The 23,487-nt window shown below is 72.9% G+C and carries 20 protein-coding genes; 11 read left to right on the forward strand and 9 right to left on the reverse strand.

Translation table 11 applies throughout. The annotated features are described in order from the left end of the window. Positions 1-179 precede the first annotated feature (179 nt). Entirely contained in the window at positions 180-605 is a 426-nt protein-coding gene (locus IF67_RS0105445; protein ID WP_030982676.1) for an ester cyclase, read from the forward strand. A gap of 80 nt (positions 606-685) precedes the next feature. Here IF67_RS0105445 and IF67_RS0105450 read toward each other — a convergent pair whose 3' ends face one another. Next, positions 686-2,872: an FUSC family protein gene (locus IF67_RS0105450; protein ID WP_051817612.1), complete on the reverse strand. Its 2,187-nt coding sequence runs from the start codon at positions 2,870-2,872 to the stop codon at positions 686-688. Positions 2,873-3,339: 467 nt separating this feature from the next. On the opposite strand from IF67_RS0105450, the gene IF67_RS0105455 reads away from it, so the two are divergent. Then, positions 3,340-3,882 (forward strand): DUF4232 domain-containing protein, encoded by a 543-nt coding sequence (locus IF67_RS0105455; protein WP_030982681.1) that lies wholly within the window; start codon positions 3,340-3,342, stop codon positions 3,880-3,882. Positions 3,883-3,945: 63 nt separating this feature from the next. Here the strand turns inward: IF67_RS0105455 and IF67_RS0105460 are convergent, their stop codons facing one another. Next, positions 3,946-4,902 carry an NAD-dependent epimerase/dehydratase family protein gene (locus IF67_RS0105460; protein WP_030982684.1) on the reverse strand — a complete coding sequence of 319 codons (957 nt, stop codon included), beginning with the start codon at positions 4,900-4,902 and terminating at the stop codon, positions 3,946-3,948. A gap of 219 nt (positions 4,903-5,121) precedes the next feature. On the opposite strand from IF67_RS0105460, the gene IF67_RS0105465 reads away from it, so the two are divergent. Further along, a complete protein-coding gene (locus IF67_RS0105465; protein WP_030982686.1) occupies positions 5,122-5,835 on the forward strand; it encodes a TetR/AcrR family transcriptional regulator in 714 nt (237 codons plus the stop codon). A gap of 178 nt (positions 5,836-6,013) precedes the next feature. Here IF67_RS0105465 and IF67_RS0105470 read toward each other — a convergent pair whose 3' ends face one another. The 5 genes from IF67_RS0105470 to IF67_RS0105490 all read right to left on the reverse strand — a co-directional run bounded on the left by IF67_RS0105470 (position 6,014) and on the right by IF67_RS0105490 (position 10,986). Continuing rightward, the gene (locus IF67_RS0105470; protein WP_030982688.1) at positions 6,014-6,604 is read right to left on the reverse strand and encodes a hypothetical protein; all 591 of its coding nucleotides are present in this window, start codon (positions 6,602-6,604) and stop codon (positions 6,014-6,016) included. A 235-nt stretch (positions 6,605-6,839) separates the two neighbouring features. Beyond that, positions 6,840-7,511: a response regulator gene (locus IF67_RS0105475; RefSeq protein ID WP_030982690.1), complete on the reverse strand. Its 672-nt coding sequence runs from the start codon at positions 7,509-7,511 to the stop codon at positions 6,840-6,842. Beyond that, positions 7,508-8,863, reverse strand: coding sequence for a sensor histidine kinase (locus IF67_RS0105480; protein ID WP_051817614.1), 1,356 nt, complete (start codon positions 8,861-8,863; stop codon positions 7,508-7,510). Before IF67_RS0105480 ends, IF67_RS0105475 begins: the two co-directional genes overlap by 4 nt. Position 8,864: 1 nt before the next feature. Beyond that, the gene (locus tag IF67_RS0105485) at positions 8,865-10,025 is read right to left on the reverse strand and encodes an acyltransferase family protein (RefSeq protein ID WP_030982694.1); all 1,161 of its coding nucleotides are present in this window, start codon (positions 10,023-10,025) and stop codon (positions 8,865-8,867) included. Further along, entirely contained in the window at positions 10,018-10,986 is a 969-nt protein-coding gene (locus IF67_RS0105490) for an alpha/beta hydrolase (RefSeq protein WP_030982696.1), read from the reverse strand. Before IF67_RS0105490 ends, IF67_RS0105485 begins: the two co-directional genes overlap by 8 nt. Positions 10,987-11,322: 336 nt before the next feature. Between IF67_RS0105490 and IF67_RS0105495 the strand changes: the two genes are divergently transcribed. Beyond that, positions 11,323-12,057 carry an IPT/TIG domain-containing protein gene (locus IF67_RS0105495; protein ID WP_030982699.1) on the forward strand — a complete coding sequence of 245 codons (735 nt, stop codon included), beginning with the start codon at positions 11,323-11,325 and terminating at the stop codon, positions 12,055-12,057. Between the two features lie 29 nt (positions 12,058-12,086). Here the strand turns inward: IF67_RS0105495 and IF67_RS0105500 are convergent, their stop codons facing one another. Then, positions 12,087-13,448 (reverse strand): cellulase family glycosylhydrolase, encoded by a 1,362-nt coding sequence (locus IF67_RS0105500; RefSeq protein ID WP_030982701.1) that lies wholly within the window; start codon positions 13,446-13,448, stop codon positions 12,087-12,089. A 429-nt stretch (positions 13,449-13,877) separates the two neighbouring features. On the opposite strand from IF67_RS0105500, the gene IF67_RS0105505 reads away from it, so the two are divergent. The 7 genes from IF67_RS0105505 (at position 13,878) to IF67_RS0105535 (ending at position 21,787) form a co-directional block, all read left to right on the forward strand. After that, the gene (locus tag IF67_RS0105505) at positions 13,878-14,660 is read left to right on the forward strand and encodes a thioesterase II family protein (RefSeq protein ID WP_037838900.1); all 783 of its coding nucleotides are present in this window, start codon (positions 13,878-13,880) and stop codon (positions 14,658-14,660) included. Continuing rightward, complete coding sequence (locus IF67_RS0105510; protein WP_234340986.1) at positions 14,657-16,279, forward strand: MFS transporter; 1,623 nt, start codon at positions 14,657-14,659, stop codon at positions 16,277-16,279. The genes IF67_RS0105505 and IF67_RS0105510 overlap by 4 nt, the downstream gene beginning before the upstream one ends. 278 nt (positions 16,280-16,557) lie before the next feature. Then, positions 16,558-16,821: an acyl carrier protein gene (locus IF67_RS0105515; RefSeq protein WP_037838844.1), complete on the forward strand. Its 264-nt coding sequence runs from the start codon at positions 16,558-16,560 to the stop codon at positions 16,819-16,821. Further along, a complete protein-coding gene (locus IF67_RS0105520) occupies positions 16,821-18,050 on the forward strand; it encodes a beta-ketoacyl-[acyl-carrier-protein] synthase family protein (RefSeq protein WP_030982705.1) in 1,230 nt (409 codons plus the stop codon). The genes IF67_RS0105515 and IF67_RS0105520 overlap by 1 nt, the downstream gene beginning before the upstream one ends. A 205-nt stretch (positions 18,051-18,255) precedes the next feature. Then, positions 18,256-19,791: a phytoene desaturase family protein gene (crtI, locus tag IF67_RS0105525; RefSeq protein ID WP_037838846.1), complete on the forward strand. Its 1,536-nt coding sequence runs from the start codon at positions 18,256-18,258 to the stop codon at positions 19,789-19,791. Then, a complete protein-coding gene (locus IF67_RS0105530) occupies positions 19,788-20,777 on the forward strand; it encodes a phytoene/squalene synthase family protein (protein WP_030982707.1) in 990 nt (329 codons plus the stop codon). The genes crtI and IF67_RS0105530 overlap by 4 nt, the downstream gene beginning before the upstream one ends. Continuing rightward, positions 20,774-21,787, forward strand: coding sequence for a DUF5914 domain-containing protein (locus IF67_RS0105535; protein WP_030982708.1), 1,014 nt, complete (start codon positions 20,774-20,776; stop codon positions 21,785-21,787). Before IF67_RS0105530 ends, IF67_RS0105535 begins: the two co-directional genes overlap by 4 nt. A gap of 57 nt (positions 21,788-21,844) precedes the next feature. On the opposite strand, the gene IF67_RS0105540 is transcribed toward IF67_RS0105535, so the two are convergent. Next, positions 21,845-23,404 carry an NAD(P)/FAD-dependent oxidoreductase gene (locus tag IF67_RS0105540; protein ID WP_030982710.1) on the reverse strand — a complete coding sequence of 520 codons (1,560 nt, stop codon included), beginning with the start codon at positions 23,402-23,404 and terminating at the stop codon, positions 21,845-21,847. Positions 23,405-23,487 lie beyond the last annotated feature (83 nt).

Raw genomic sequence — 23,487 nt, forward strand, 5'->3', positions numbered from 1 at the left:
GACAGCAACTGCCTCGAACGGCGCTGTGTGACGGGCACTTGCGAAATGCGCTCCAGACAGGGCCTGTTGCGAGTTACCGGTCAGTGCATGTCGCTAACTGCCTGTGCCAGGGGAAGGATCGTGCATCACGTGGTTAGGCTCACCGCAGCTGACTGGCAATCAAATGGGGGGGGGCCACCGTGGTGGACGGCAACAAGAAGACAGTCCTGGGCTTCTTCGAGGCGGTCAGTGACCGTCGGCTCGAGGACCTGCCCCGGTTCATGGCGCACGACGTCGTGGACCACAACAAGATGATCTATGGCGAGGCCGACGAGCCGGGGGCCGCGTTCGAGGGCCTGCGTCAGCAGCTGGTCGCGTTCGACCCGCTCACTGTCCGCGTGGACGAACTGGTCGGCGAGGGGGATCGGGTGGTCGCCCGGGTCACCCAGCGCGGTGTCCACCGTGGGGCCCACGCGCGCATGCCCGATCCGACCGGCCGGAGTTTCGAGAACGAGGCGATCTGGATCTTCACTGTGACCGAGGGGAAGATCACCGAGATCCGGGCGGTCAGCGACCGCCTCGGCCTCTTCCTCCAGCTCGGCTGGAAGTGGCCGCAGGCCGACTAGGAGGCGGTGTGAAAACGCTGGTCGCAGCCACTCGTCGCGGACTGCGACCAGCACCCGCGCCGGACGGCCGCCAACTGGCCCTAGATGCCCTTGCCCGCCTTCCGTCCCGCCACCGGTACGTCGAGGGGGCGGGCGAGGCCCACCACGCCCTCGTCGAGGCGCTGGAGATGCCGGAGCACGCGGAAGGTGACGGAGCCCGACCGCAGGGCGCCGGAGCCGGCCGCGTCCAGCATCGCGGCGATGCTGACGCCGGATTCGACCTCGCCTTCGGTGCTCTCCTCCAGCACGCGCGCGACGATGAGATCGATGTTGTGCCCGATCCGCCGGCCGGCGCGCTCCAGGCGCGGGTCGGCCGCGACGGTCTTGCTGTACGGCACCAGTTCGGCCGTCGCCGCCAGGGAACGGGCGTGGTAGGCGCAGGTCTCCAGGAGTGCCACCAGGTAACGAGCGGTCTGCCGCCGGACCCGCAGCGGGGTGATCGGATGCGTCAGAGGCTTGGTGGAGGCGCGCAGATCGTCCAGCGCCGTGTCCAGATCGCGCGCCTTGCCCAGCAGGTCGACGGCGGGGCCGCCGCTGAGCTGCTCCACCGCGGCGGAGACGACATCCCGCAACCGGACCAGCACCGTGCCCAGCAGCTCGTCCGTACGGCGGTCGGTGTGCACCGGCAGCACCACCATGGCGGCGATGATCCCGCAGGCGGCGCCCAGCGCCGTCTCCTCGATGCGCAGCACCAGCACGGACAGGCTGTAGGTGTTGAGCAGGGTGTAGAGCAGCCCGAGCATCGCGGTGACGAAGAAGGACATCAGCGCATACGACAGCGGCGCGCTGAAGAACATCCCGAAGATGCACAGCAGAACGAGCGCGAACGCGGCCCAGGTGTGGTTGCCGACCAGCCCGGCGAGGGCGACACCGGCGACCACGCCGAGCACCGTGCCCACCAGTCGGCGGTAGCCCTTGACCATGATCTCGCCCGTGGAAGCGGTGTTGAGGAAGACCACCCAGCAGGCCAGCACGGCCCAGTACCAGCGCTGGCTGGAGAGGAACTCACCGCCGATGATGGCCAGGGTCGAGCCCACGGAGACCTGGAACGCCGCCCGCGTGGTGGGCCGTTGGAGCCCGGTGCGGTCCTCCTCCGTGTCGTCGGACTCCTCGGCCCCGACGATCGCGAGATCCTCGGCGTCGAACTCTTCACGTGAGCGAGTGGTGGCCGGGGAGTCGTCCGATTCGTCCTGCGGCCCGTCCAGCGCCAGCCGCAGACCCAGGACGGCACGTGCGGCCTCACCGAGCCCACGGAAGACGTCCTGGACGACGGACGAGGCGCGCGGCAGATTGTCCTCGTCCCGGTAGCCGAGCAGCCGGTTGCGTACATGGGCCAGCGCGGTGCCGCGGTCGTCGGGCGCGCGCCGTGCGACCAGCAGGAGCAGGGCATTGAGATCCCGGCGCAGGGTGCGGGTCGCGTCGTCCTCGGTCTGGGTACGGGTCGCCGTGGCCGGGACGGGGGCGTGCGGCAGATGCATGGTGAGGGTGTCCGCCCGCTCCGCGCTGCGGGCGTTGAGTATCAGCATGCCCAGCCGTTCGGCGGCGATCTCGGCATCCGCGACGCGGCGTTGCACCAGCCCCGCCGCGGCCGCGTCCCGCGTCCCCTCCTCCAGGCGGCCCTGGATCATCAAGGCCGCTTCGTGCAGCCGGGCGGTGTGCCGCCGCAGGTCGTCGAGGACCTTGTCCAGTTCATCGGGGCCCGCGTCCAGCAGCTCCAGCTGGGTTGCCAGCAGCTGGGCGAGGCGTGCCCGGAAGGCCGCACGCAGGCGGCCCAGGGTGCGCTGGGGTGTGTCCGGGGCGACCGCGAACCGTGCGACCGCGCTGCCTGCGAAGGCGATGCCCAGGGTCAGATACAGCTCGGGGAGGTCGGGGGCGGTGGCATGCACGAACAGCGAGACGAAGTAGACCTGAAATCCGATCAGGCCGAGTGCGGTGCCGCGGTCACCGAATCGCCGGGAGTAGACAGCGCCGAAGATCAGGAGGACGAAGAACACATCACCGGCGATGACCAGGGTGTGCAGCAGCGCCGCCAGCGACATGGCGGCCAGCGCGACGGGCAGGCCCAGCGCAAGGGTGATCGCCTGGCCGCGCACCTCCTTCTCCTTGATCGCGAAGGTGGCGACCATCGCCGCCATGGCGCCCGCGACCATCAAGGTCACGTCGGTGTGGAGCGGCGCGAGACAGACGAGGGTGAGCACGATCGCTCCGACCGTCCGCAGCCCCGCCATCAGTCGCAGTAGCCCTGGGTCGGATGCCGCGAAGCGGTCCCAGGTGCTCGTCCCAGCCCGCCGTATCGCTGCGATCACGCTGCCGTACACTCCCACTTCTTGTCGTGCTCCGGAGTGCTCCAGCATCGCACGCCTGATCGGAACGGCTTCAGCCGCATCATCCCCGGCGGAGCCGCGCCCACCTGCGAACTCCTCGTACCCCCTCGAACTCCTCGCATCCCTCTAACCCCTTTGTCCTCCTCGCCCGCCCTGGTTTCCCCGGTATTAGCGAGGCGTTAGCCGATCATCAGTGGCCACACCGAGAGTGAGTGACGCGGAACGAAGAAGAACTCACCGCCCGGATCCGCGGTCCGGCTCTTCCGCAGCGCGTCGCTCCTCGCGGGCGGCCGGGGAGAGCCGAGCGGGTCGCACGGCGGGAGTTGCACCGAAGTTTCTCCGGGTTCCGGAGAAGAGGGAGTTGATGACTGATGACCATCCGTGGTCTGCGTACCGCCGCCACTGTCACCGCCGCTGTCGCCCTTGCGGTGGGAGCGAGCGCCGGAATTGCCTCCGCGGCAGGTGCGGCAGGACCCGGCGCGGCCGCCGGCTCGTGCGCACCGGGGACCCTGAAGGTCACGACCACCAGCGCGGGGTCGAGCCAGGCCGGAATGAGTCACTCGGGCACCTACCTGAAGGTGACCAACACCGGTCAGAGCACCTGCGCGATCAACGGTTACCCGGGGCTGGCGCTGGAGGGTGCCGGTCACACGGCCCTGAAGACCACCGCGCACCACGGTGACACCCACTTCGCCAAGGACCCGGGCGCGCACCAGGTCACGCTGAAGCCGGGCAAGAGCGCCTTCGCGGACCTGGTCTGGACGCACGCGGGTCCGTCCTCCGCGCAGGCCAAGTACCTCCAGGTGTCTCCGACGGGCGGCAACTCGCACAGCGTCGTGCCGTTCGACACCCTCGTGGACGGTGGGGCGCTGTCGGTGACGGCCTGGTCGGTGAAGCTGCCCAGCGCTTCCTGACCACCACTGGCACGCCGAAGGCCGACGCACCGGGCGTCGGCCTTCGGCGTGTGTGCGGCCGGCTCAGCTCCGGGCGCCGGCCAGGAGCGCGCGGTACCAGTCGACGGTGGCGTCGAGGGTCGCATCCAGGGGTGTCGGGTGGACCCCGAAGGTGCGCTCGAAGGCGGCGGAGTCCACGATCTGCGGTTCGGTGTGCTGGTAGAACATCTCCGCGTACTCGTCCATGAACGTCGCGTCGAACGGCCCGAAGGGGCGGGGCTCGGCCAGGGTCACGCTCCGCACCGGGCGCCCCACCCGCTCCTCGATCATCGAGTAGATCTCGCGTGTGGTGACGGCGGGCGCGGTGGGAAGGTGCCAGACCCTGCCGTCGCCTTCCGGGTGGGCACCGAGCGTGGCGAGTCCGGTCGCCACGTCCCGGATGTCCGTGTAGCTGTGGGGCAGGTCGATGTCGCCCATGCCGAGGACCTCGCCACCGGTCAGCGCGCCGGGGAAGACCGCTCCGCCGAGCGACGAGTTGAGCACGCCGGGACCGACGAAGTCGGCCGACCGGCCGAGGACGACACGGGCGCGCCCCGCGCGGTGGGCGGCGAGATAGCGCTCGTCCAGCTGTGCGCGCATCCGCCCCTTGCGGCTGGTCGCCCGCCACGGGGTCTCCTCCGTCATCACCTCGCCGCGCGTGGGGCCGTACGGGTACAGCGTGTCCAGCACGACCAGGCGGGCGCCCGTGGTCTCGACGGCGGCCAGTACCGCCTCCTGGACCCGGGGCATCACTTCCACCTGACGGTGATAGTCGACGTTCACGCAGTGGTACACGACGGCGGCGCCCTCGACGGCGGCCAGTGCCCCGTCGGGCGTGCTCACATCGGCGGCGTAGCGCTCGATGCCCTCGGCGGCGCTGTCCGGGACCGAGCGGCTGACCAGCCGTACGGCGTGACCGCGGCGGGCGAGTTCACCGGCGAGCGTGGTGCCTGCGGGGCCGGCGCCCAGCACTGCGTGGAGCGAAAGTTCTGCGGCAGACATGGCGGTTCCTTCTCTACGAGCCGATGACCGATGGGCAACGAACTGTGGCGGGGAAGCGGCGGGCGGGTTTCGTTTCGCCCTCTCGCTTCTGTTAGAGACTATAACTACAGCGACGCACCATCGCAAGAGGAGGGTTGGCTACGATCGGCGACACCCGCTCACAGCCGCTCACACCCGGCTCATACGCGCTGGACACCGTCGCGAACGCAGGAGGAGAACATGGCCGCCGAGGCACGGAGTCCCCGGGCCCGCTACCGCGAGCAGAACCGCGCGGAGATCAAGGCGGCCGCGCTTCAGCAGCTTGCCGAAGGGGGCGTGCAAGCCGTGGCGCTCACCCGTATCGCCAAGGACATGGGGCTGTCGGGTCCCGCCCTCTACCGCTACTTCGCGGGCCGGGACGATCTGCTGAGCGAGCTGATCCGGGACGCTTACGACGAGGTGGCGCAGGCCGTCGAGCACGTCGACGGTGCGTCCGCCGCTGACGACGCGCGCGCCACCCTGCACGCCCTCGCCGACGCCTACCGGGGCTGGGCCGTCGCGCAGCCGCACCGCTATCTGCTGATCCAGGGCACCCCGGTCCCCGGCTACGCGGCTCCGCCGGACACACTGCTCCGTGCGCGGGCCGTCCTGGGCCCGTTCCTGAAGGTGTTCGCCGAGGGCGAGCCCACGGAGCCGCTGCGGCCGGTCGTCGACGAAATGGACGCCTGGGTGCGCCGGGATGCCGACGTCGCCGGCTGGCTGGCGCAGCACACCGGGCCGGCTCCGCACGACGCGGCAGCCGGGACCGCCCTCGCCGGTACGGTGCTGGCCTGGTCCCAACTGCACGGCACGGTCAGCCTGGAGGTGTCCGGCCAATACGCCGGGATGGGGCACCGGGCCCAGACCCTGCTCACCGCGCAGCTCGACATCTTGGCCGACTCCTTCCAGCTGTAGCCGCGGGCCATGGCGCACATTCGCGCCGGCCGTCGCTGCGAGAGCGAGCCCGGCCGGGGCGGAAGGACAACTGGGCGAGGGAGAAGGGCAACTGGGCGAGGCGGAAGGCAATCGGGCGGAGCGGCAGCCCGGGGTGGTGCGCGCAGGCTCGCCACCCCGGGTCGCTCAGGGGCGGTGGTCAGTTCTTGGCGGCCTCGCGCGACGGCATCCAGTGGTGCACCTTGTAGTCGCCCTTCTCCAGGGTCTCGAACGGGGCGGAGCCCAGGCACTTGCCGACGCTGTTCTTCGGTACGCCGTCCATGGCCCAGCTGTAGCCCAGCCGGTCCCCCTTCTTGCCGCTGTCCAGCACGGTGAAGCCGAACCGCTTGCCCCTGAGGTCCCCGATCTCCGGCATGCCCGGTGCGCCCTTGAAGTGCGACGCGGTCACGATGCCGGTGGCGACGGCCACCGGACCACCGGTCACCAGGCAGTCGATACGGCCCTGGAAATATCCGCCCCAGACCTTGCCGAAATGATGGCTCACGTAGAACGTGCCGCGCGCCTTGTCGGCGAACCCGTGGGCGTTGATGCGGAAGTGGACGTTGTCGCCGGGCTGTCGCGCGAGCTTGGCGGAGCCCGTCAGCGACGGTGCGTCGGCGCTGTGCCGGACGGCCCGGGGCCCGGCCTCGGCAGCCGCGGCCGGCCCGGTCGTGCCCAGGGTCAGTGCGGCCGCCGTGCAGGCGGCGAGAGCGGCGGCGGCCACGACGAGCGGGCGGCGGATTCGGGGCATTGCTACCTCCTGCGGATGCGGTCATCGACCGGAATCGGTGTGCCAGGGAGGCGATTCCCTGCCGCTCACCACGGTCCCGTTCGCCGCGACGCCCTGCATCGCTCCCCAGGTGGGTGCCGCTCCGCCGCACGGCGGAAGAGCGAGGGGTACCGCAGGCCGATGCCGTGCCGGGGCCGCCCACTTCGTCGGCTCTCCCCGAGGCCGCCGCCGCGGCAGCGCCCTGCCGGAGGGCGGCTCAGTATCCGGCCGGGCGTATCAGCCCCGTCTCATACGCGAAGACGGCGGCCTGTGTACGGTCGCGCAGGCCCAGCTTGACCAGGATCCGGCCCACATGGCTCTTCACGGTCTGCTCCGCCACCACCAGACGCTCCGCGATCTCCCCGTTCGACAGGCCCTGGGCGATCAGGGCCAGCACCTCGGTCTCGCGTTCCGTCAGGTCACCGACACGGTCCTTGAGCGGGGTGCGAGGGGAGCTGGTGACCCGGGAGAACTCGGCGATGAGCCGCTTGGTGATGTTCGGCGCGAGCAGAGCGTCGCCGGCCGCCACCACCCGCACCGCCTGGGCGAGTTCGGCCGCCGAGGCGTCCTTCAGAAGAAACCCGGAGGCACCCGCGCGCAGCGCCTCGTACACGTACTCGTCGAGGTCGAAGGTGGTCAGGACAAGGACCTTGACAGTGGCGCCGGACGGTTCGGTGAGCCGACGGGTCGCCTCGATGCCGCCGAGCCGGGGCATCCGGACGTCCATCAGGACGACGTCCGGGGCGAGTTCGGCGACCTGGGCAACGGCATCGAGGCCGTCGACCGCCTGGCCGATGACCTCGATGCCGGGTTCGGCGTTGAGCAGCACCGTGAACCCTTGTCGGACCATGATCTGGTCGTCGGCGATCAGCACACGGATGGGCGTCATGGGGCATCCTCACCGGGTTCGGCAGGCTTGGCGGTGTGCGTGGGAAGGATCGCGGTCACCTCGTAGCCGCCGTCGGGAGTGGGGCCGGTGGCCAGTTCGCCGCCGAGCATGGCGGTGCGCTCGTGCATGCCGAGCAATCCGTGGCCGGCGCCCGGCGAGGGCGGGGCGGGCCGGTCCGGCGCGGTGTTGGTGACACGCAGGGTGAGCCCGCCGGGCCGGTACCCGAGGTCCACCCGCACCGCCGCTCCGGGCGCGTGCCGCATCGCGTTGCTGAGCGCCTCCTGGACGATGCGGAACGCCGACAGGTCGACTCCCGGCGACAGCGGCCGCGGTTGCCCGGTGGTCTCGGTGACGACTGCGAGTCCCGTTCCGCGCACCTTGCCGACCAGCTCGTCCAGCCGCCCGAGGGTGGGCTGCGGGGCATGCCGTACTCCGTCGGACGGGGCGTCCTCCGAGCGCAGTACGCCCAGGACCCGCCGGAGTTCGGTCAGCGCCTCGACGGCGTTCTCGCGGATGCCCGCGAGATTCTCCTTGAGTTCGTCGGTGGGTTCCTTGACCAGGTGCGGAGCCACCTGCGCCTGGATGGATATCACCGACATGTGGTGGGCGACCACGTCGTGCAGCTCACGGGCGATCCGGTTGCGCTCCTCCAGGAGGGTGCGCCGCGCCCGCTCGTCGGCGGTCCGCACCTCCTGCTCGACGAGTTGACTGCGGGCCACCCGGCGGCCGCGCAGCGAGGCGCCCACCACCACCGCGGTCGTGCAGGCCACGGCGTCCTGAATGAGGCTCGGTTGCTGGGCGGGGGCCGCGAAGGCCAGTGCGGCCCATCCCGAAAGGAGGGTGAGCCCCAGCGCCTCGGCCGCGACCCGGGGGCGGACCCGCAGCGCGAGGAGGAACAGCACAAGGGTGTGCAGTGCGATACCCGGAAAGCTCCAGGACCACAGCGGGGCGTGGCTGACCTTGGTCTCGCCGACGGTCCTGGCCAGGAAGAGCGCAAGCGTCGACAGCCACCAGGCGGGCACCGGACGGGACAACGCGAGGATGGCGGCGCCCGACTGGAGCACGACGAGCAGCGTCACGGCCATCGCGACGGTCGTCGCCACGGCTGTCGTCGTGGCCGACGGCGTGGCCGGTTCGAGTTGCGGCTCGTACTGATTCGCATTGGCCAGACCCATGAGCACCGCGAACAGCACCGCGTGGGCGTGCGGCAGCCGGCCCAGCCAGCGCAGGCTCGGCAGTGGATCGCGCGCCACGGTGCACAGGTCCTCGCGCAGGGTGCGTGGCACCGCCCGCACGGCTTCCCGCAGCCGCCGCCCCCCGTTGGTCCCGCCCCCCTCGCTCACACGACGCATCCTAAGCACGCCGCACCGCCGTGGTCCGTGCGGGACGCCCCTCCTGTACCACCCGGGTGCCGCCCCGACGTCCTTGCTCGTACGTACGGAACGCGGCCCAGCACATCAGCAGCGTCAGCGCGAACACCGGCAGCCAGGCCAGCCGGGCGAGCACCCAACCGAAGCCGGTGGGGACGGTGTGCAGGCCGGGCAGGGGATCGCCCGCCAGCAGCCCGACCGCCGTCACCGCCATCAGCGCGGTCTGGTGCCACAGGAAGACCGTCATCGCCGACAGGTTCGTCAGCGCCACCGCCGCCCAGAGCGCAGGGCGTTGCAGCATCCGGCGCAGCGGGCCGATCAGGAGCAGTGCCGCCCCCGACTGGGCGAGACCGAAGGTGACGGCCGCGAGAGTGGGCGGGTTGAGGTTGGATATGCCGGCGCCGGGCACCCCGACCATGGCGGCGGGGTAGCCGGCCCACAGGACGAGGCCGGCGGTGGCGGTGCCGCCGCCGAGCAGGAGCACCCAGCCGGTCGGACGGCTCCGCAGCCCGCCCCGGGCCCAGGCCGCCCCCAGGCAGTACGGCACCAGCCAGCCCGCCAGGACATTGATCCAGCCCAGCCAGGCCGGCCCGCCCAGGCCGAACCGGATCAGGTCGATGTGCAGGACGACGGCGAGCGGCCACAGCGGATGCAGCCTGGCGACCAGCCCGGTCGCCGTCGTCAGCGCCATGAGGACCACCAGGAACCAGAGCGGGGACAGCGCCAGTTTGCCCAGCGTGCGTACCGTCTCCAGGCCGGCGCCGGAAGCGAGCAGCGCGCCCGCCACCACGCTCCACACCACCAGGACGGCCGCAACCGGCCGCAACAGCCGGGCTGTCCGGGCGCGGAGCCACCGCCCGTACGTGCCGCCCCGGGCACGGGTGGCGGCGTAACTCCTCGCCGCCACCCGGCCGCCCACCAGAAAGAACACCGCAAGGGTCTGGAAAACCCAGGAGACCGGGGTGAGTTGCGGCATGTGGTGCAGCGGGCTGGCGACGTGCACCGCGCCGCTGTCGGCGACCAGGGCGGTCACCAGCCAGTGCCCGAGCACCACACCGAGGATGGCGAGCGCACGCAGTGCGTCGACGCCACGGTCACGATCGGGCGGCGTCGCGGAGGCGATCCGCCGGACGAGGTCACGCACGGTGGCCCTCCTCGGCAGGGTCCTGCCCGGAGACGATCCGGGCGAGGTTGCGCAGGGATACGGAACCGGGTTCGAGGTAGTCGCTGTGGCCGCCGGCGCCTGCCGGGAAGAGCCGGGCGCCGAAGGCGGGCGAGACCGGGTCGGCCCCCAACCCCAATGTGAAGAAGGGAAGTTGCACCTGGGCGTGCGGCACGTCGGCGATCCAGTCGTCGTCGCCCCGGCCGGCCCACACGGTCGCTCGGGTGTGCAGCGCAGCGACGCTGCCGGCACCGGCCCCGGGGCTGCCGTACAGGACGATGTCCGAGGCGTCGAGCCCCGAGGCGGCCCGGCCGCAGACCACGGAACCGTAGGAATGGCAGAGGACGGTGATCCGGGCGGGCGGCCGAAGTGCGGCCGTCTCACGTACGAACGCCCGGAGTTGGGGAGCGGCCTCCTCGGCGAGGCCCGGTGTCACGACCCGGGTGCTCATCGTGGCCGGCGTCTCGTATCCGACCCAGGCGATGACGGCGGACCGGTCACCCAGCTCCTGCCGGAGCGCCGTCGCACCGTCCCGCAGACGACCGTATCGGTCGAGGTTGGTGTCCGACCCCGGCACCAGTACGGCGATCCGGTCGGCCCGTGCCAGGTCGCCGACGACCTCGACGGTGCGGCCCCCGTTACGGCCGTCGAAGGACAGGAACTGCCGTGCCGGACCGGCCATCACGCGCAGTGCGTCGGCCCGCGCCCGGTCGCCGTGGGCCTCGGCCATCCGCTCCGCCGCGCGGATGCTGTCGCGGTTGACGGCGTACCGCTCGGCGAGGGCACCGGGGCCGGGGGACCGCAGCGGTGCGAGGGACACGGGGACAGGTGCCGGAACGGCCGAGGGGCGGGCCGCACCCGACACGGGTACGGCCACCGAGGCGGCGACGAGTGCGGCGAGCAGGGTGCGCAGCGGGCGGCTGCCGGGCGGGCGGGGCGCCATGAGGGAGGGTCCTTCCGTACCGGAAGCCGGTCGTGCTTCCGGAACGAAGCTATGGATCACCCCACTTGGTCGGCGTCCCGCCGTGGAGCGCACTTCGCGCGTAGCTCTCAGGTACTAGGGGTAGGGGGCGACGGCCGGCACAGCGGACGGTTGCGGGCCCACGCCGGTTGCGGAAGGGCGTGCGCGGCACACCGGGCACGAGTGAGAGGCGGCAGGCGCGCGCTGTGCCATCCGGGTGAAGATGCGGAGCGCGCCCTCGTCACGCTCGAACGTCCCTGGGTAACTGGTGAGTGACAGGCATGACAGGGGAGTTACCGGCGCAGAGGTGGCGGGAACATGCCGATCGATCCGAACCAGGGCTCCACCGGCGGCGGTGCCGCGGTGATTCTGACCGGCACCGGCCTCGAGAATGCCAGCGAGGTGCGCTTCGGCACCAAGCCGGCCACCATCACGGCCAATACGGCCACGTCCGTCTCGGTGGTCGCTCCCTCGGGAGCCGGCGTGGTCACTGCCACGGTGACGACGCCCGGGAGGACCAGCAACCCGGTGGCCTTCTACTACGTTCCCCCGCCCGTCATCCTCGACGTCTCGCCCCCTTCCGGCCCCGTGGCGGGCGGCGCCACGATCACCGTCACCGGGCGCGGCCTCGCCACCGCGACGTCCGTGGCGTTCGGCGCGACGGCGGTGACGCCGACGGTGGAGTCCGACGGTCAACTCACCGTCGTGAGCCCGGCCCACGCGACGGGGCAGGTGGCCCTGGTCGTCACCGCGCTCGGCGGGAGCGACACCGCGTCCGGGACCTGCGGCTTCGTGGCCGCACCGACCGTCACGGGCTTCAGCCCCCTCACCGGCCTCCCCGCGGGCGGCACCCTGGTCGACATCACCGGCACGGGTCTGTCGACGACCACCGGCGTGACCTTCGGCGGCGTCCCGGCCCCGTTCGCCGTGCTGTCCGACACCCGGGTCGCCGCCGTAGCGCCCACCCATTCCCTGGGGGCGGTCACCATCGCGCTCACCACCACGGGCGGCAGTGCCACCGCGCCGGGGGTGTTCATCTACCTCCTCGGCTGACAGGGCGAGGAGGGCGGACGGGCCCGTACTTATCCCCGTGCCGAGACTGTCACCGTGACGCGTCCGGAGGCACCTGGCTGCGTCCGTACCCGGATCGTGCCCCGCTCCCCGGCCGGCACGACACGTGGCCGGGCCAGGGCCGGGCCCTGAACCGACACCTGCCATCCCGCGGCCGTGGGCGGCGCGGTCAGCTCGCTGACGCCGGCCCGCCCCGAGGAGTCGTAGACAAGGCGGAACGTCCGCGTCGTGGGGTCGTAGCGCTGCTCGCGTACGGCACCTGCGACGGCGGGGGCATAGGGACGTGCGGTCTGTTCCTTGTTGGCGAGGAAGCGGCCGTCCTGGTCGACGGCGCAGTACCCGCCGCCGTAGCACCACTCCCAGCCCGCCCAGCCGGAGCTGTAGCGGTCGAGGGAGGCGAGGGCATCGCCGTAGAAGCGCGCCGTGTGGGGCAGCGAGCTGTCCCGGGGGCCCCACTCGCCGACGACGACCGGTATGTGCTGGGCGCTCGGGTAGCGGGTGACGGCGTTCTCATAGGCTTCGAGCCAGCGCGCCGAGGGGTCGTAGTCGCCGCCGGCTTCCATCGTGGCGTTGTAGAAGTGCGGCGCGTAGACGACCTCGGGGTCGTGGATGCGGCCGAGGCCGGTGGGCAGCCCCTCGCCGACGATCGGGGTCGGTTCGACGAACAGCCTGTGGTGGCGGTCGGCCGTGCGGATCGCGTCCGCGATCCGTTGGTACATCGGGGTCAGCTGCTCGGACTCGATGCGGTGGGCGGCTGCCGGAAGGTCCTCGCCCGCGCGGAGCCGCCCCATGGGTTCGTTGATCAGGTCGTAGCCGGACACGGCTGGGTGGTGGGCGAAGCGCTGGGCGAGCACGCGCCACATACGGGCCTGCGCCCGCTGGAGGTCGGTGTCCTCGTAGAGGTGCTCGAAGGCCGCCTGCACGGCGGGCTCGAAGTACTCCGCGAACCAGTCGTCCGGATGCGGGGTGAAGGGCAGCCCGTCGGTGCGGGTCGCCCACTCGGGGATGCCGCGATGGCCGGACGCGGGCCCGAAGACGTCCTGGTGGGCGTCGAGGACGACCCGGATGCGCCGGCGGTGGGCCCAGTTGAGGATGTTTTCGATCTTGCGGAGATAGCGCGCGCTGTAGTGGCCGGGGCGCGGTTCCAGGTCGTCCCGGAAGACCCGGAGGCGTGCGAAGTCGAAGCCCTGGTCGTGCAGATCCTGGAAGTGCCGCTGGGTGAGGGCGCTGAGCGCATCGGCGCCGCGGTGCGCCTTGTCCCCGACGTTCCAGCCGCGCAGGGTGAGCGTGCGCCCGTGGTCGTCGGTGAGCGGCGGTGGTGACGGCGGCGCGTCCGCGCGTGCCGCGCCCGGGGAGAGCAGCGCGATGACGATGCCAGGGCCGTCCCCGCCTTGACGATGGATCCGCGCATGACCACGGTCCCCCAGGGTTCGCACCGACACGCCTTCCGGACAGATGGCCCAGGGCCCTTGCACCCAAACGTGCGCCGCGGGCCCGGGTACGGCTTCGAGCCATGGGTGCGCAAGCTGCCGCCGTTGGTGTCAGAGGGGGGCCGTGCCTTGCGTGGTGTGTGGAGTGAGACGGCGGGGGAGTGCAGGGTCGGCGTGGGCATCGGTCTTGTGCCCGGCCGGCCGGCTCCCGGGCCCCGTCGGCCGGCGGTGGTGCCGGGACGGCCCCGACGCCACGGCTGAACGCGGCCCCGTTCGGGGCGCCCGGCGGTACGAGGGCGGAGCCCGGACCAGTGGAGCGCGAGGCGAAGGGCGTGTGTCGTGGGTGTCGGTTTCACGGAAGAGTCGACGTCGGTGACGGTAGCGGCGTCGGCGGTGCCGCAGCGCGTGGTACTGGCCGCCCGTCCGCAGGCGGCGCTGCGGTTGTATTGCGTGCCGCCCGCCGGGGCCGGTCCGGACTGCTATCTGCGGTGGGCGCCGTTGCTGCCGCCCTGGGTCGAGCCGTGCTCGGTGGCACTGCCCGGCCGGGGAACACGCTCCGCGGAACCGTCGCTGACCGATCCCGCGTACCTCAGCGCCCGGCTCGCCGCGGTGCTGGACGACTGGGCCGACCCCCGTCCGTTCGCCGTCTTCGGGCACAGCGCGGGCGCGCTGCTGGCCTACGAGGCGACCCGTCATCTGCGGCGCACCCACGGCCGGCTGCCCTCGCTGCTGGCGCTGTCCTCGTTGTCGGCGCCGCACATCGACGCCTACAGCGCCGGTCTGCCGCCGCGGCTGACGGCCGGCCTGGAGGGCATCCGTGAACTCGTCGGCCCGATCCCCGAGCAACTGCTGGCCGATGCACGTCTGATGGCCGCCGCCTGTACGCCGCTGCTGGCCGACTGTCTGCTGCTCCTGCACTACCGGCACCGCCCCGAGCCCCCGCTCGACGTGCCGTTGGCCCTCTACGGCGGCGAGCAGGACCCCGTCACCCCCGTGCGGGAACTCCAGGCGTGGAACGACCTGGTCACCACGTCCGCCCGGGCCCAGCTCTTCCCCGGTGGCCACACCTATCTGCATACGGGGACGAAGGCGCTGGTCGACCACCTCACGGGCGCGCTCGACACGGTCATCAACCGCCCCGTGGCGACGGCGTGACCGCCGCTGCGCCGGCCGGCGGACCGGCCGGGCCCGCGCGCCGGGTGGGAGCGGCTGCCGTGGTGTGCCTCGGCCTGTTCATGCTCGGCCTGGATCTCACGGTCCTCAACGTCGCCGTCCCCGACCTCCAGGGCGACCTGGACACCTCCACCGCGCAGGTGCAGTGGATCGTGGACGGCTATGCCGTGGTTCTGGGCGGCACGGTGCTGGCCGTAGGAGCCTTCACCGATGCCTGGGGCCGACGGCGTTCCTTCGTCTGCGGTGTGGCGGTCTGCGCGGGCGCCTCGCTGGGCGGCGCGCTGTCCGGCCACCCGTGGCAGGTGATCACCGCGCGCTGTGTCATGGGGGCCGGGGCCGCGCTGCTGATGCCGGCGACGCTGGCGGTCCTGCACCATCTCTTCCCCGAGGCCCACTTGCGCAGCCGGGCGATCGCCGCGTGGGCCGCGGTCGGCGGCATGGGAGGCCTGTGCGGCCCGGTCATCGGCGGCTGGCTGGTGGAGCACTCCTCGTGGCGCGCCGCCTTCTGGATCAATCTGCCGCTGGCCGCCGTCATCATCGTCCTGGCCCTCGCCCTGGTACCCGAGTCCCATGCGCGGCGGCGCACCGGCTTCGATGTGCCCGGTGCCGCACTGTCGGCCGCGGGGCTGCTGGCCTTGGTGTGGTCGATCACCGAGAGCCCGCACCGCGGCTGGACCAGCCCGGCCGCGCTCACCGGATTCACCGTCGCCGCGCTGCTGCTGGCAGCCTTCGTGGGCCGCCAACTGCGTGCGCCCGCGCCCATGCTCCCGCTGTACCTGCTGCGGGTGCCGGGCATCGGAGTGGCCGCGGTGGCGCTCGCCCTGATGTCCTTCGCCATGTTCGGGGCGCTGTTCGTGCTGACCCTGTACCTCCAGGGGGTGCTCGGCTACGGCCCCTGGCAGGCCGGCGTGCGAACGCTGCCCCTGCCGGCCGGACTCGCTCTCGGGGCGGTGTGCGCGGTGCCCGTACGGGCGAGGCTGGGCGGCAAGGTTCCCGTGGTGGGCGGCCTGCTGCTGGTGACGGCCGGCTTCGCCATCCTCGCGACCACCACCCCCGACTCCGACTACCCGCACTGCGCGGCCTTCCAGCTGGTCGCGGGCGTGGGCGCCGGACTCGTGGCGGCCGCGGCCACCGAGTCGGTGATGGGATCGGTCGCCACCGAACGCGCCGGACTCGGCTCGGCCATCAACGACGCCACCCGCCAGGTCGGTTCCGCCCTCGGGGTGGCCGTCCAGGGCTCGCTGCTCGCGGCCGTCTTCACCTCGCGGCTCACCACCTCCCTCACCGGTCTGCACGCCCCCGCACTCGTGGCGGAAGCGGCCGAGCACAGCATGCTGTCCGTCCCCGCACAGGCGATGCGCCTCCCCGGCCCCCTGCGCGCCGGGGTGCTGGCCGCCGCACGCCGGGCCTTCACGGACGCGATGACGCTCACCGCTGTCGTCGCCGGAGCCGTCACCCTGGTCACCGCCGCCGCGGCCGCACGCTGGCTCGGCCGGCCGGAAGGTCCCCGCGACGCCCGGCGCCCCCGCGACGGTCACGCCGCTGAGCCGGCAGCGGCCGGAGCCCCGGGAGGAAGCCCGTCTGGCGGTATAGAGCGATAAATCACTCGTTCGGAGGTGCCTTCAAGCCCGCTGACGGAGTGTCAGGTCGGCGACAGTAGGGAGCGCGAGACCGCCCCCTGCGCACCGGTCCCGGTGCCGACCGCCGCCCGCCCGCCTGGAGCCGCGATGACCACCCCCGGCCGCACCCGCACGTCCAAGGGCGCCCCGGGCTCCCGCTGAACGGACGCGCGCTGCCCGTCCGCACCGACGGAACGCGCCGTGGAGCACCGCGACCGTGGCCTTCGCCGGCACCACCTCACCCACCGAAGGAGTCACCCGTGCCCACCAGTACCGAGCTGATCACCAGCACCCTCACCGATACCTTCGATCTCGACCCGGCCGAGGTCACCCCGGAGCGCACCTTCGAGGACCTGGGGCTGGACTCGCTGGCTCTCGTCGAGATGGGCCTGATGCTTCAGGAACGCACCGGGATCTCGCTGGAGGACATTCCCCTGTCGACGACCATCGGCGGTCTCGCGGCGCTCATGGATGCCCAGGACGCCGACAAGGCCCTGACCACCGCGCCGAACAGCGGCACCTGATGCCCGGCCAGTGCCGCGAGGTCGCCGTCACCGGCCTCGGGGTCATCAGCCCGGCCGGGATCGGCGCCCAGGCCACCTGGGACGGCCTGCTCACAGGGCGGTCCACGGCCGCCCGGGACCCGGAACTCGCGGGTCTGCCGGTGGACATCTCCTGTCAGGTGCCCGACTTCGACACGGCCGCCAGGGTCGGCCGGAAAGCGGCCTGGCGGCTGGACCGCTTCGTCGCCATGGCCCTGCTCGCCGCCCGCCATGCCGTCGCCGATGCCGGTCTCGGCCCCACCGACTGGGACGCCGCGCGCGTCGGTGTGGTCATGGGTACCGGCACGGCCAGCATGGAGCGCTATGTCGGCGAGTTCGCCAAGCTCGCGGCCGGCCGCCCCCTGGACATCTCGCCGCTCGCCATCACCCGCAGCGTGCCCAACATGGCGGCCGCCGAAATCGCCCTCGACCTGACCGTCACGGGCCCCAACTTCGCCGTCTCCACCGCCTGCGCCTCCGGCAGCAGCGCCCTCGGTGTCGCCCGGGATCTGCTGCGCGCCGGGACGTGCGACATCGTGCTGGCCGGCGGCGCGGAATCCGCCCGTCACCCCATCCCCGCGGCCTGCTTCCACCGCATGGGAGCGCTCTCCCGGCGGAGGGAGGACCCCGCGGGCGCCTGCCGCCCCTTCGACGCCGGACGCGACGGATTCGTCCTCTCCGAAGGCGCCGCCGTGCTGGTGCTGGAACACCCCGACCACGCCCGCGCCCGTGGAGCCCGTCCGCGCGCACATCTGGCCGGCTACGGGGCGAGCTGCGACGCCTACCACTACGCCGCCCCCGAGCCGGACGGCCGGGGAGCCGCGGCGGCCCTCACCGCCGCCCTGGCGGACGCCGGTCTGCGGCCCGGGGACATCGGTCACATCAACGCGCACGGCACCGGCACCCGTCGTAACGACCTGGCCGAGGCCAAGGCGCTGCACGCCGTCTTCCCCGAGCCCCCCGCCGTCACGTCCCTCAAAGGCGCGCTCGGCCACGCCATCGGGGCGGCGGGCGCCATCGAAGCGGCCGTCACCGTCATGAGCCTGCAACGGGACACCATCCCTCCCACCGCCAACCACGAAGACCTCGACCTCGACATCGATCTGGACATCGTGGCCAAGGTCCCCCGCACCACGGCCCTGTCCGCCGCCGCCAGTCTCTCCATCGGCTTCGGCGGCCAGAACGCCGCACTCGTCTTCCGGTCCGCCTGACGCGCACGCCGGGCCGCGAACAGCCCGCGGTGCGCGCCGGGCCCTCCTCCTTCGACGCGACGAGAGGAAACACGATGCGCCCTCGCACCGGGGCCACAGCACACCGCGCGGCGCCGTGCGCAGACGAGCGGTGCGACACCGGCCCGCCGCCCGCCGGCCGGCCCTCCGGGGACCCGCTCGCCCGCAGGGTCACAGGGGGTGGCTCATGAGAACCGTCACCGGTCCCACCGACCACGTGGTGGTGGTCGGCGCCGGTCTCTCCGGGCTGTCCGCCGCGCTCCATCTGCTCGGCGCCGGCCGGCGGGTGACGGTCGTCGAGCGCGACGAACTGCCCGGCGGCCGGGCCGGCCGGATCGAGCGTCACGGCTACCGCATCGACACCGGACCGACCGTGCTGACCATGCCGGACCTGATCGACGAGGCGTTCGCGGCGGTCGGCGAACGCCTCACCGACCGGATGGAACTCCAGGCACTGCACCCGGCGTACCGCGCCCGGTTCGCCGACGGCAGCGAACTGGACGTGCACACGGACGCGGAGGCCATGGAGGCCGAGGTCGAACGGTTCGCCGGCGCCCCGGCGGCCCAGGGATACCGCCGGCTGCGGCACTGGCTCCAGCAGCTGTACGCGGTCCAGCGCCACCGCTTCATCGACGCCAACTTCGACTCACCGCTCCAGCTGATGCACCCGGACCTGGTCCGCCTCGCCGCGCTCGGGGGATTCGGCCGGCTCGACGACCGTATCGGCCGCTTCCTGCCCGACCCACGGCTGCGCAGAGTCTTCTCCTTCCAGGCGCTGTACGCCGGCGTACCGCCCGCGCGCGCCCTCGCCGCCTATGCCGTCATCGCCTACATGGACACGGTCGCCGGGGTGTACTTCCCCCGCGGCGGGATGCACGCCCTGCCCCGGGCCATGGCGGACGCGGCCGCCGACGCCGGGGCCGCCTTCCACTACGGCCACCCGGTCACGCGGCTGGAACGCAGCGGCGACCGGATCACGGCGGTGGTCACCGCGCACGAGCGCATTCCCTGCGACGCGGTGGTCCTCACGCCCGACCTGCCGGTCGTCCACCGACTGCTCGGCAGACGGCCCCGCCGCCCGCTCCGGCTGCGCCACTCGCCCTCCGCGGTGATCCTGCATACCGGTACCGACCGGACCTGGCCACGGCTGGCGCACCACACGATCTCCTTCGGCGCCGCGTGGGAGCGGACCTTCGACGAACTCACCCGCACCGGGCAGCTGATGAGCGACCCCTCCCTGCTCCTCACCCGCCCCACCGCATCCGACCCGCAACTCGCCCCGCCGGGACGCCACTTGCACTACATCCTGGCGCCCTGCCCCAACACCGAGACCGGCCCCGGCGCCGGTTCCTGGCAGGACCTGGCCCCCCGGTACCGCGACAGCCTGCTCGCCGTACTGGAGCGCCGGGGACTCACCGGCATCGGCGCCGCCATCGAGATGCAGCACATGGTCACCCCCGCCGACTGGACCGCCCAGGGGCTCGCGGCCGGCACCCCCTTCTCCGCCGCCCACACCCTGGCGCAGACGGGCCCCTTCCGCCCCCGCAACCTCGTGCGCGGCACGGCGAACGCCGTGCTGGCGGGCTGCGGCACCACCCCCGGCGTCGGCATCCCCACCGTCCTGATCTCCGGCAAGCTCGCCGCGGCCCGGGTCACCGGCCTGCGGCCCGCTCGCTCCACCGCAGGCTCCGCCCGCCCCACCCCGAGAGGCATCCCCGCATGACCGCTCGCGAACTGGACGCCGCAGGCATCACCGACCCCCTCCTGCGCGACGCCTATGCCCACTGCCGCCGGCTCAACGCCCGGCACGGCAAGACCTACTTCCTCGCCACCCGGCTGCTGCCCCCGGAACGCCGGCCGGCCGTCCACGCCCTGTACGGTTTCGCCCGCTGGGCCGACGACATCGTCGACGAACCCGGCCCCGGCCGCCCCGCCGCCGGCCGTGCCCCGGCGCTCGATGCCCTCCGGCGCCGTCTGGAGGAGGGCCTGCGCGGCGGCGAGAGCACGGAACCGGTCGTGCGCGCGGTGGCGCACACCGCTGCCGTGTACGGCATCGCCCACCGGCACTTCGGGGACTTCATGGCGTCGATGCGCAGCGATCTGACGGTGACGGACTACCCGACGTACGCCGATCTGGCGCGCTATATGCACGGCTCGGCCGCGGTGATGGGCCTGGAGATGCTGCCGGTGCTCGGCACGGTCGTGCCGCAGGAGGAAGCCGCGCCGCACGCCGCGGCGCTCGGCATCGCCTTCCAGCTCACCAACTTCCTGCGTGATGTCGGAGAGGACCTGGACCGGGGCCGCATCTATCTGCCCGCGGATCTGCTCGCGGCGCACGGCGTCGACCGCGCACTGCTCCGGTGGAGCCGGGACACCGGCATCCGGGACCCGCGCATCACCGCGGCCATGGAGGACGCCGCCGAGCTCACCCGCGGTGTCTATCGCGAGGCGGCGCCCGGCCTCGCCATGCTCGACCCGGTCTCACGCCCGTGTATCCGCACCGCGTTCGTCCTCTACCGCGCCATCCTCGACGCCGTGCGCGACGACGGGTACGCCGTGCTGCACCGCCGCTCGGTGGTCCCCCGCAGACGCCGCGCGGCCACCGCCCTCGGCGGTCTGGCCCGGGTTGCCGCCGGCCGCGTCGCCGCCCGCCACGCGGCCGGGCGGCGGGCCGGGGTGCCGCACCACGTACGGGAGGAAGCCTCATGACCCGGGAGGCCCGCCGCACTCCGCGCCTCCCGCTCCGGCTGCGCCGCGGAGCCGTGCCGTGGGAGCGGCAGCGCCCGACGTGGCGCGACGCGAAACCCGCGCTCATCGCCGACGCCGTCAAGGCCGCCCTCGCCCGCCCGTCCGGCAACTGGTTCGTCCTCGGCGCGGCACACGCCATCGGTGCCCACCGGGCCTTCGGACGCACCGTGGCCGGCATCGAGGTCGTCGCCTGGCGCGATGCGGCAGGACGTCTGGTCGCGGGGCCCGGCGCCTGCCCGCACCTCGGCGCGCCACTGGACCAAAGCCCCGTGCACGGTGGCACCCTCCGCTGCCGCTGGCACGGACTGCCCCTGGACGGCGCCCCGTTCGCCGGCTGGGAGCCGTTCCCCGTCCACGACGACGGTCTGCTGGCCTGGGTGCGCCTCGACGAGGCCGGCGGAGAGCGGCCGCTGCGGCAGCCGGTCATCCCCGTCCGGCCGCGGCCGGAGGGCGCCGTCACCGCCGTCCACACCACCACCGGCGGGTGCGAACCCGAGGACGTGCTGGCCAACCGCCTCGACCCGTGGCACGGCGCATGGTTCCACCCCTACTCCTTCGTCGACCTCACCGTGCTCGACACCCCTGCGGAGAGCGACGGCGAGCGGCCCGCGGGCTTCGCCGTCGAGGTCTCCTTCAAAGTCGCCGGGCGTGCGGTGGTACCGGTCAGGGCACTCTTCACCGCCCCCGAGCCCCGCACCGTGGTGATGCACATCCTGGAAGGCGAAGGGCAGGGCTCCGTGGTGGAGACCCATGCCACGCCGCTGGGCCCGGACGACCGGGGACGCCCGCGCACCGCGGTCACCGAGGCGATCGTCGCCACCTCCCGGCGCCCCGGATTCGCCCTCGTGCGCGCGGCCGCGCCCGCCCTGCGCCCGCTGATGCGCGCCGCCTCGCGAAGGCTGTGGCGGGACGATCTGGCCTACGCCGAGCGCCGCTGGGAGCTGCGCAGCAGCGGACGCCACCCGGGCTGACACCGTCGGGCCGCCGGGCGCCCCCCCCGCCGTCGACGGTGCCGGAGCGCACCCCGGTCAGCGGTCCGCCAGCCGCGCCGCCCACCGCAGCGCCGCGGAGCGTCCCCTGCCCGGCACGGTCCACAGGGTCTGGCCGCGTACGCCCCACCGCGCCAGCAGCGCATTGGCCGCGAGGAAACCGGTCGTCGCGGCGCGCTCCATCAGCGCCACCGGGAAATGCGTCCGCACCACATCGCCCGCGACCACCACCCGCGGGTCGGGTGTGTGCACGGTCGGCCGGTCGCCGAAACCGCCGACCGGGAACAGCGGGCAGTCCGCGCGCCACTCGTGCCGCTGGTCGATGCTCCGGGAGCCGTGGAGCTCCGGGTAGACGGCATGCAACTGGTCCACCAGGCACCGCTGTTCGCGCGCACGGTCGGCTTCCGGGGCGACGGCGTAGGCGTGCAGTTCGAGCACCGAGCCGCCGGTGCGGGCGGACCAGCGGGCCGCCTCTCCCTCCCAGCGCTCCAGCACGCTGACATTGTCCAACGAGCCGAAACCGCTGGTGCCCAGGAAGCCGGGCCGGTCGGCGCGCACCCGACGGTCCAGCCACAGCCGCGACACCAAAAAGGGCGGCGCGGTCCGCAGCCGCCCGATCCGCGCGCGCCACGACGGGTCTCCCAACTCGCCTGACTCGGCGACGAGTTGATGCAGCCCTCCCGGGTCCAGCGCCAGAACCACCGCGTCGAACCGCCGGCCCGCGCCCTCCGCGACGACGTGCACCCCGCCGTCCGTCGTCGGCTCGGCCTGAGTCACCTCCGTGCCCGTACACACCCGGACCCCGTGCCCCGCCAGATACCGGCCGAGGGGGTGCCACAGCGCCTGCGGGAAGGGCTCGGCGGGCACATCGAACAGCAGCCCTTCGCTGGAGCCGAGAAAGTAGATGTGGAACATCAACACCAGTTCCGCGGCGGACAGTTCTTGCGGGTCCGCGAAGAAACTCCGGGAGAACACCTCGAACGCCAGGTGGCGCGCGGCATCGGGGAAGCGGATACGGGAGAGGAAGTCCGCGGCGCTGATGCGGTCCAGACGCTCATAGACCTGCGGCACCCGCACGTCGAGCAGCGGCAGGGCCGCGCCGGGACGCATCCGCACCAGATCCCGCCAGGTGAAGGTGGGACTGAGCGCCACAAAACCCAGTGCGCTCCAGGGCGGTGTCCGCGGCACCCGCGCAAAACTGTCCCGCAGTCCCGACCGGTGGTGCAGCGGATAGTCGGGCAGCCGCCGGAGCATGTCCAGCCCCGGATCGACCCGGCGCAGCAGCCCCCGCAGGTTGTAGTACTGCGGGAAGAACGCATGGAACCCACGGCTCATGGTCGCCGCCGAACCGTCGGCGAGCCGCACGGGCCAGCCCGCCAGCCGCCCCCCGAGGCTCCCCTCCCGTTCGTACAGCGTGACCCGCACCCCCCGCTCGGCCAGCGCGGTCGCGGCGGAGAGGCCCGCGATCCCGCCGCCGATCACGGCCACGGCCGGTCCGTCGGCCGCGGCCCGGTCCCGCCCCGGTGGCCCCGGCACCCGCTGCGCCCGGCGGTCGCGTCCGTGCCGCGCTGCCCTGCCGTGTTCTCGTCCGGATGTCACGATCCCTCCCGAAGCGCGCGTGCGGGAAAGTGCCCGCCCTCGTGCAGCAGCGCCATCAGCAGCGCCATCAGCAGTGCCATCGA

The organism is Streptomyces sp. NRRL S-1813 (assembly GCF_000719605.1).
In the GTDB taxonomy this organism is placed as follows: Bacteria; Actinomycetota; Actinomycetes; order Streptomycetales; family Streptomycetaceae; genus Streptomyces; species Streptomyces decoyicus.

What these genes read in the sequence shown, in the direction of transcription:
- IF67_RS0105450 (WP_051817612.1), bottom strand. Translation starts at nt 2,872, where the DNA reads ATGGCGGGGCTGCGGACGGTCGGAGCGATCGTGCTCACCCTCGTCTGT.
- crtI (WP_037838846.1), top strand. Translation starts at nt 18,256, where the DNA reads ATGAGAACCGTCACCGGTCCCACCGACCACGTGGTGGTGGTCGGCGCC.
- IF67_RS0105495 (WP_030982699.1), top strand. Translation starts at nt 11,323, where the DNA reads ATGCCGATCGATCCGAACCAGGGCTCCACCGGCGGCGGTGCCGCGGTG.
- IF67_RS0105475 (WP_030982690.1), bottom strand. Translation starts at nt 7,511, where the DNA reads ATGACGCCCATCCGTGTGCTGATCGCCGACGACCAGATCATGGTCCGA.
- IF67_RS0105480 (WP_051817614.1), bottom strand. Translation starts at nt 8,863, where the DNA reads ATGCGTCGTGTGAGCGAGGGGGGCGGGACCAACGGGGGGCGGCGGCTG.
- IF67_RS0105455 (WP_030982681.1), top strand. Translation starts at nt 3,340, where the DNA reads ATGACCATCCGTGGTCTGCGTACCGCCGCCACTGTCACCGCCGCTGTC.
- IF67_RS0105520 (WP_030982705.1), top strand. Translation starts at nt 16,821, where the DNA reads ATGCCCGGCCAGTGCCGCGAGGTCGCCGTCACCGGCCTCGGGGTCATC.
- IF67_RS0105530 (WP_030982707.1), top strand. Translation starts at nt 19,788, where the DNA reads ATGACCGCTCGCGAACTGGACGCCGCAGGCATCACCGACCCCCTCCTG.
- IF67_RS0105490 (WP_030982696.1), bottom strand. Translation starts at nt 10,986, where the DNA reads ATGGCGCCCCGCCCGCCCGGCAGCCGCCCGCTGCGCACCCTGCTCGCC.
- IF67_RS0105535 (WP_030982708.1), top strand. Translation starts at nt 20,774, where the DNA reads ATGACCCGGGAGGCCCGCCGCACTCCGCGCCTCCCGCTCCGGCTGCGC.
- IF67_RS0105465 (WP_030982686.1), top strand. Translation starts at nt 5,122, where the DNA reads ATGGCCGCCGAGGCACGGAGTCCCCGGGCCCGCTACCGCGAGCAGAAC.
- IF67_RS0105470 (WP_030982688.1), bottom strand. Translation starts at nt 6,604, where the DNA reads ATGCCCCGAATCCGCCGCCCGCTCGTCGTGGCCGCCGCCGCTCTCGCC.
- IF67_RS0105460 (WP_030982684.1), bottom strand. Translation starts at nt 4,902, where the DNA reads ATGTCTGCCGCAGAACTTTCGCTCCACGCAGTGCTGGGCGCCGGCCCC.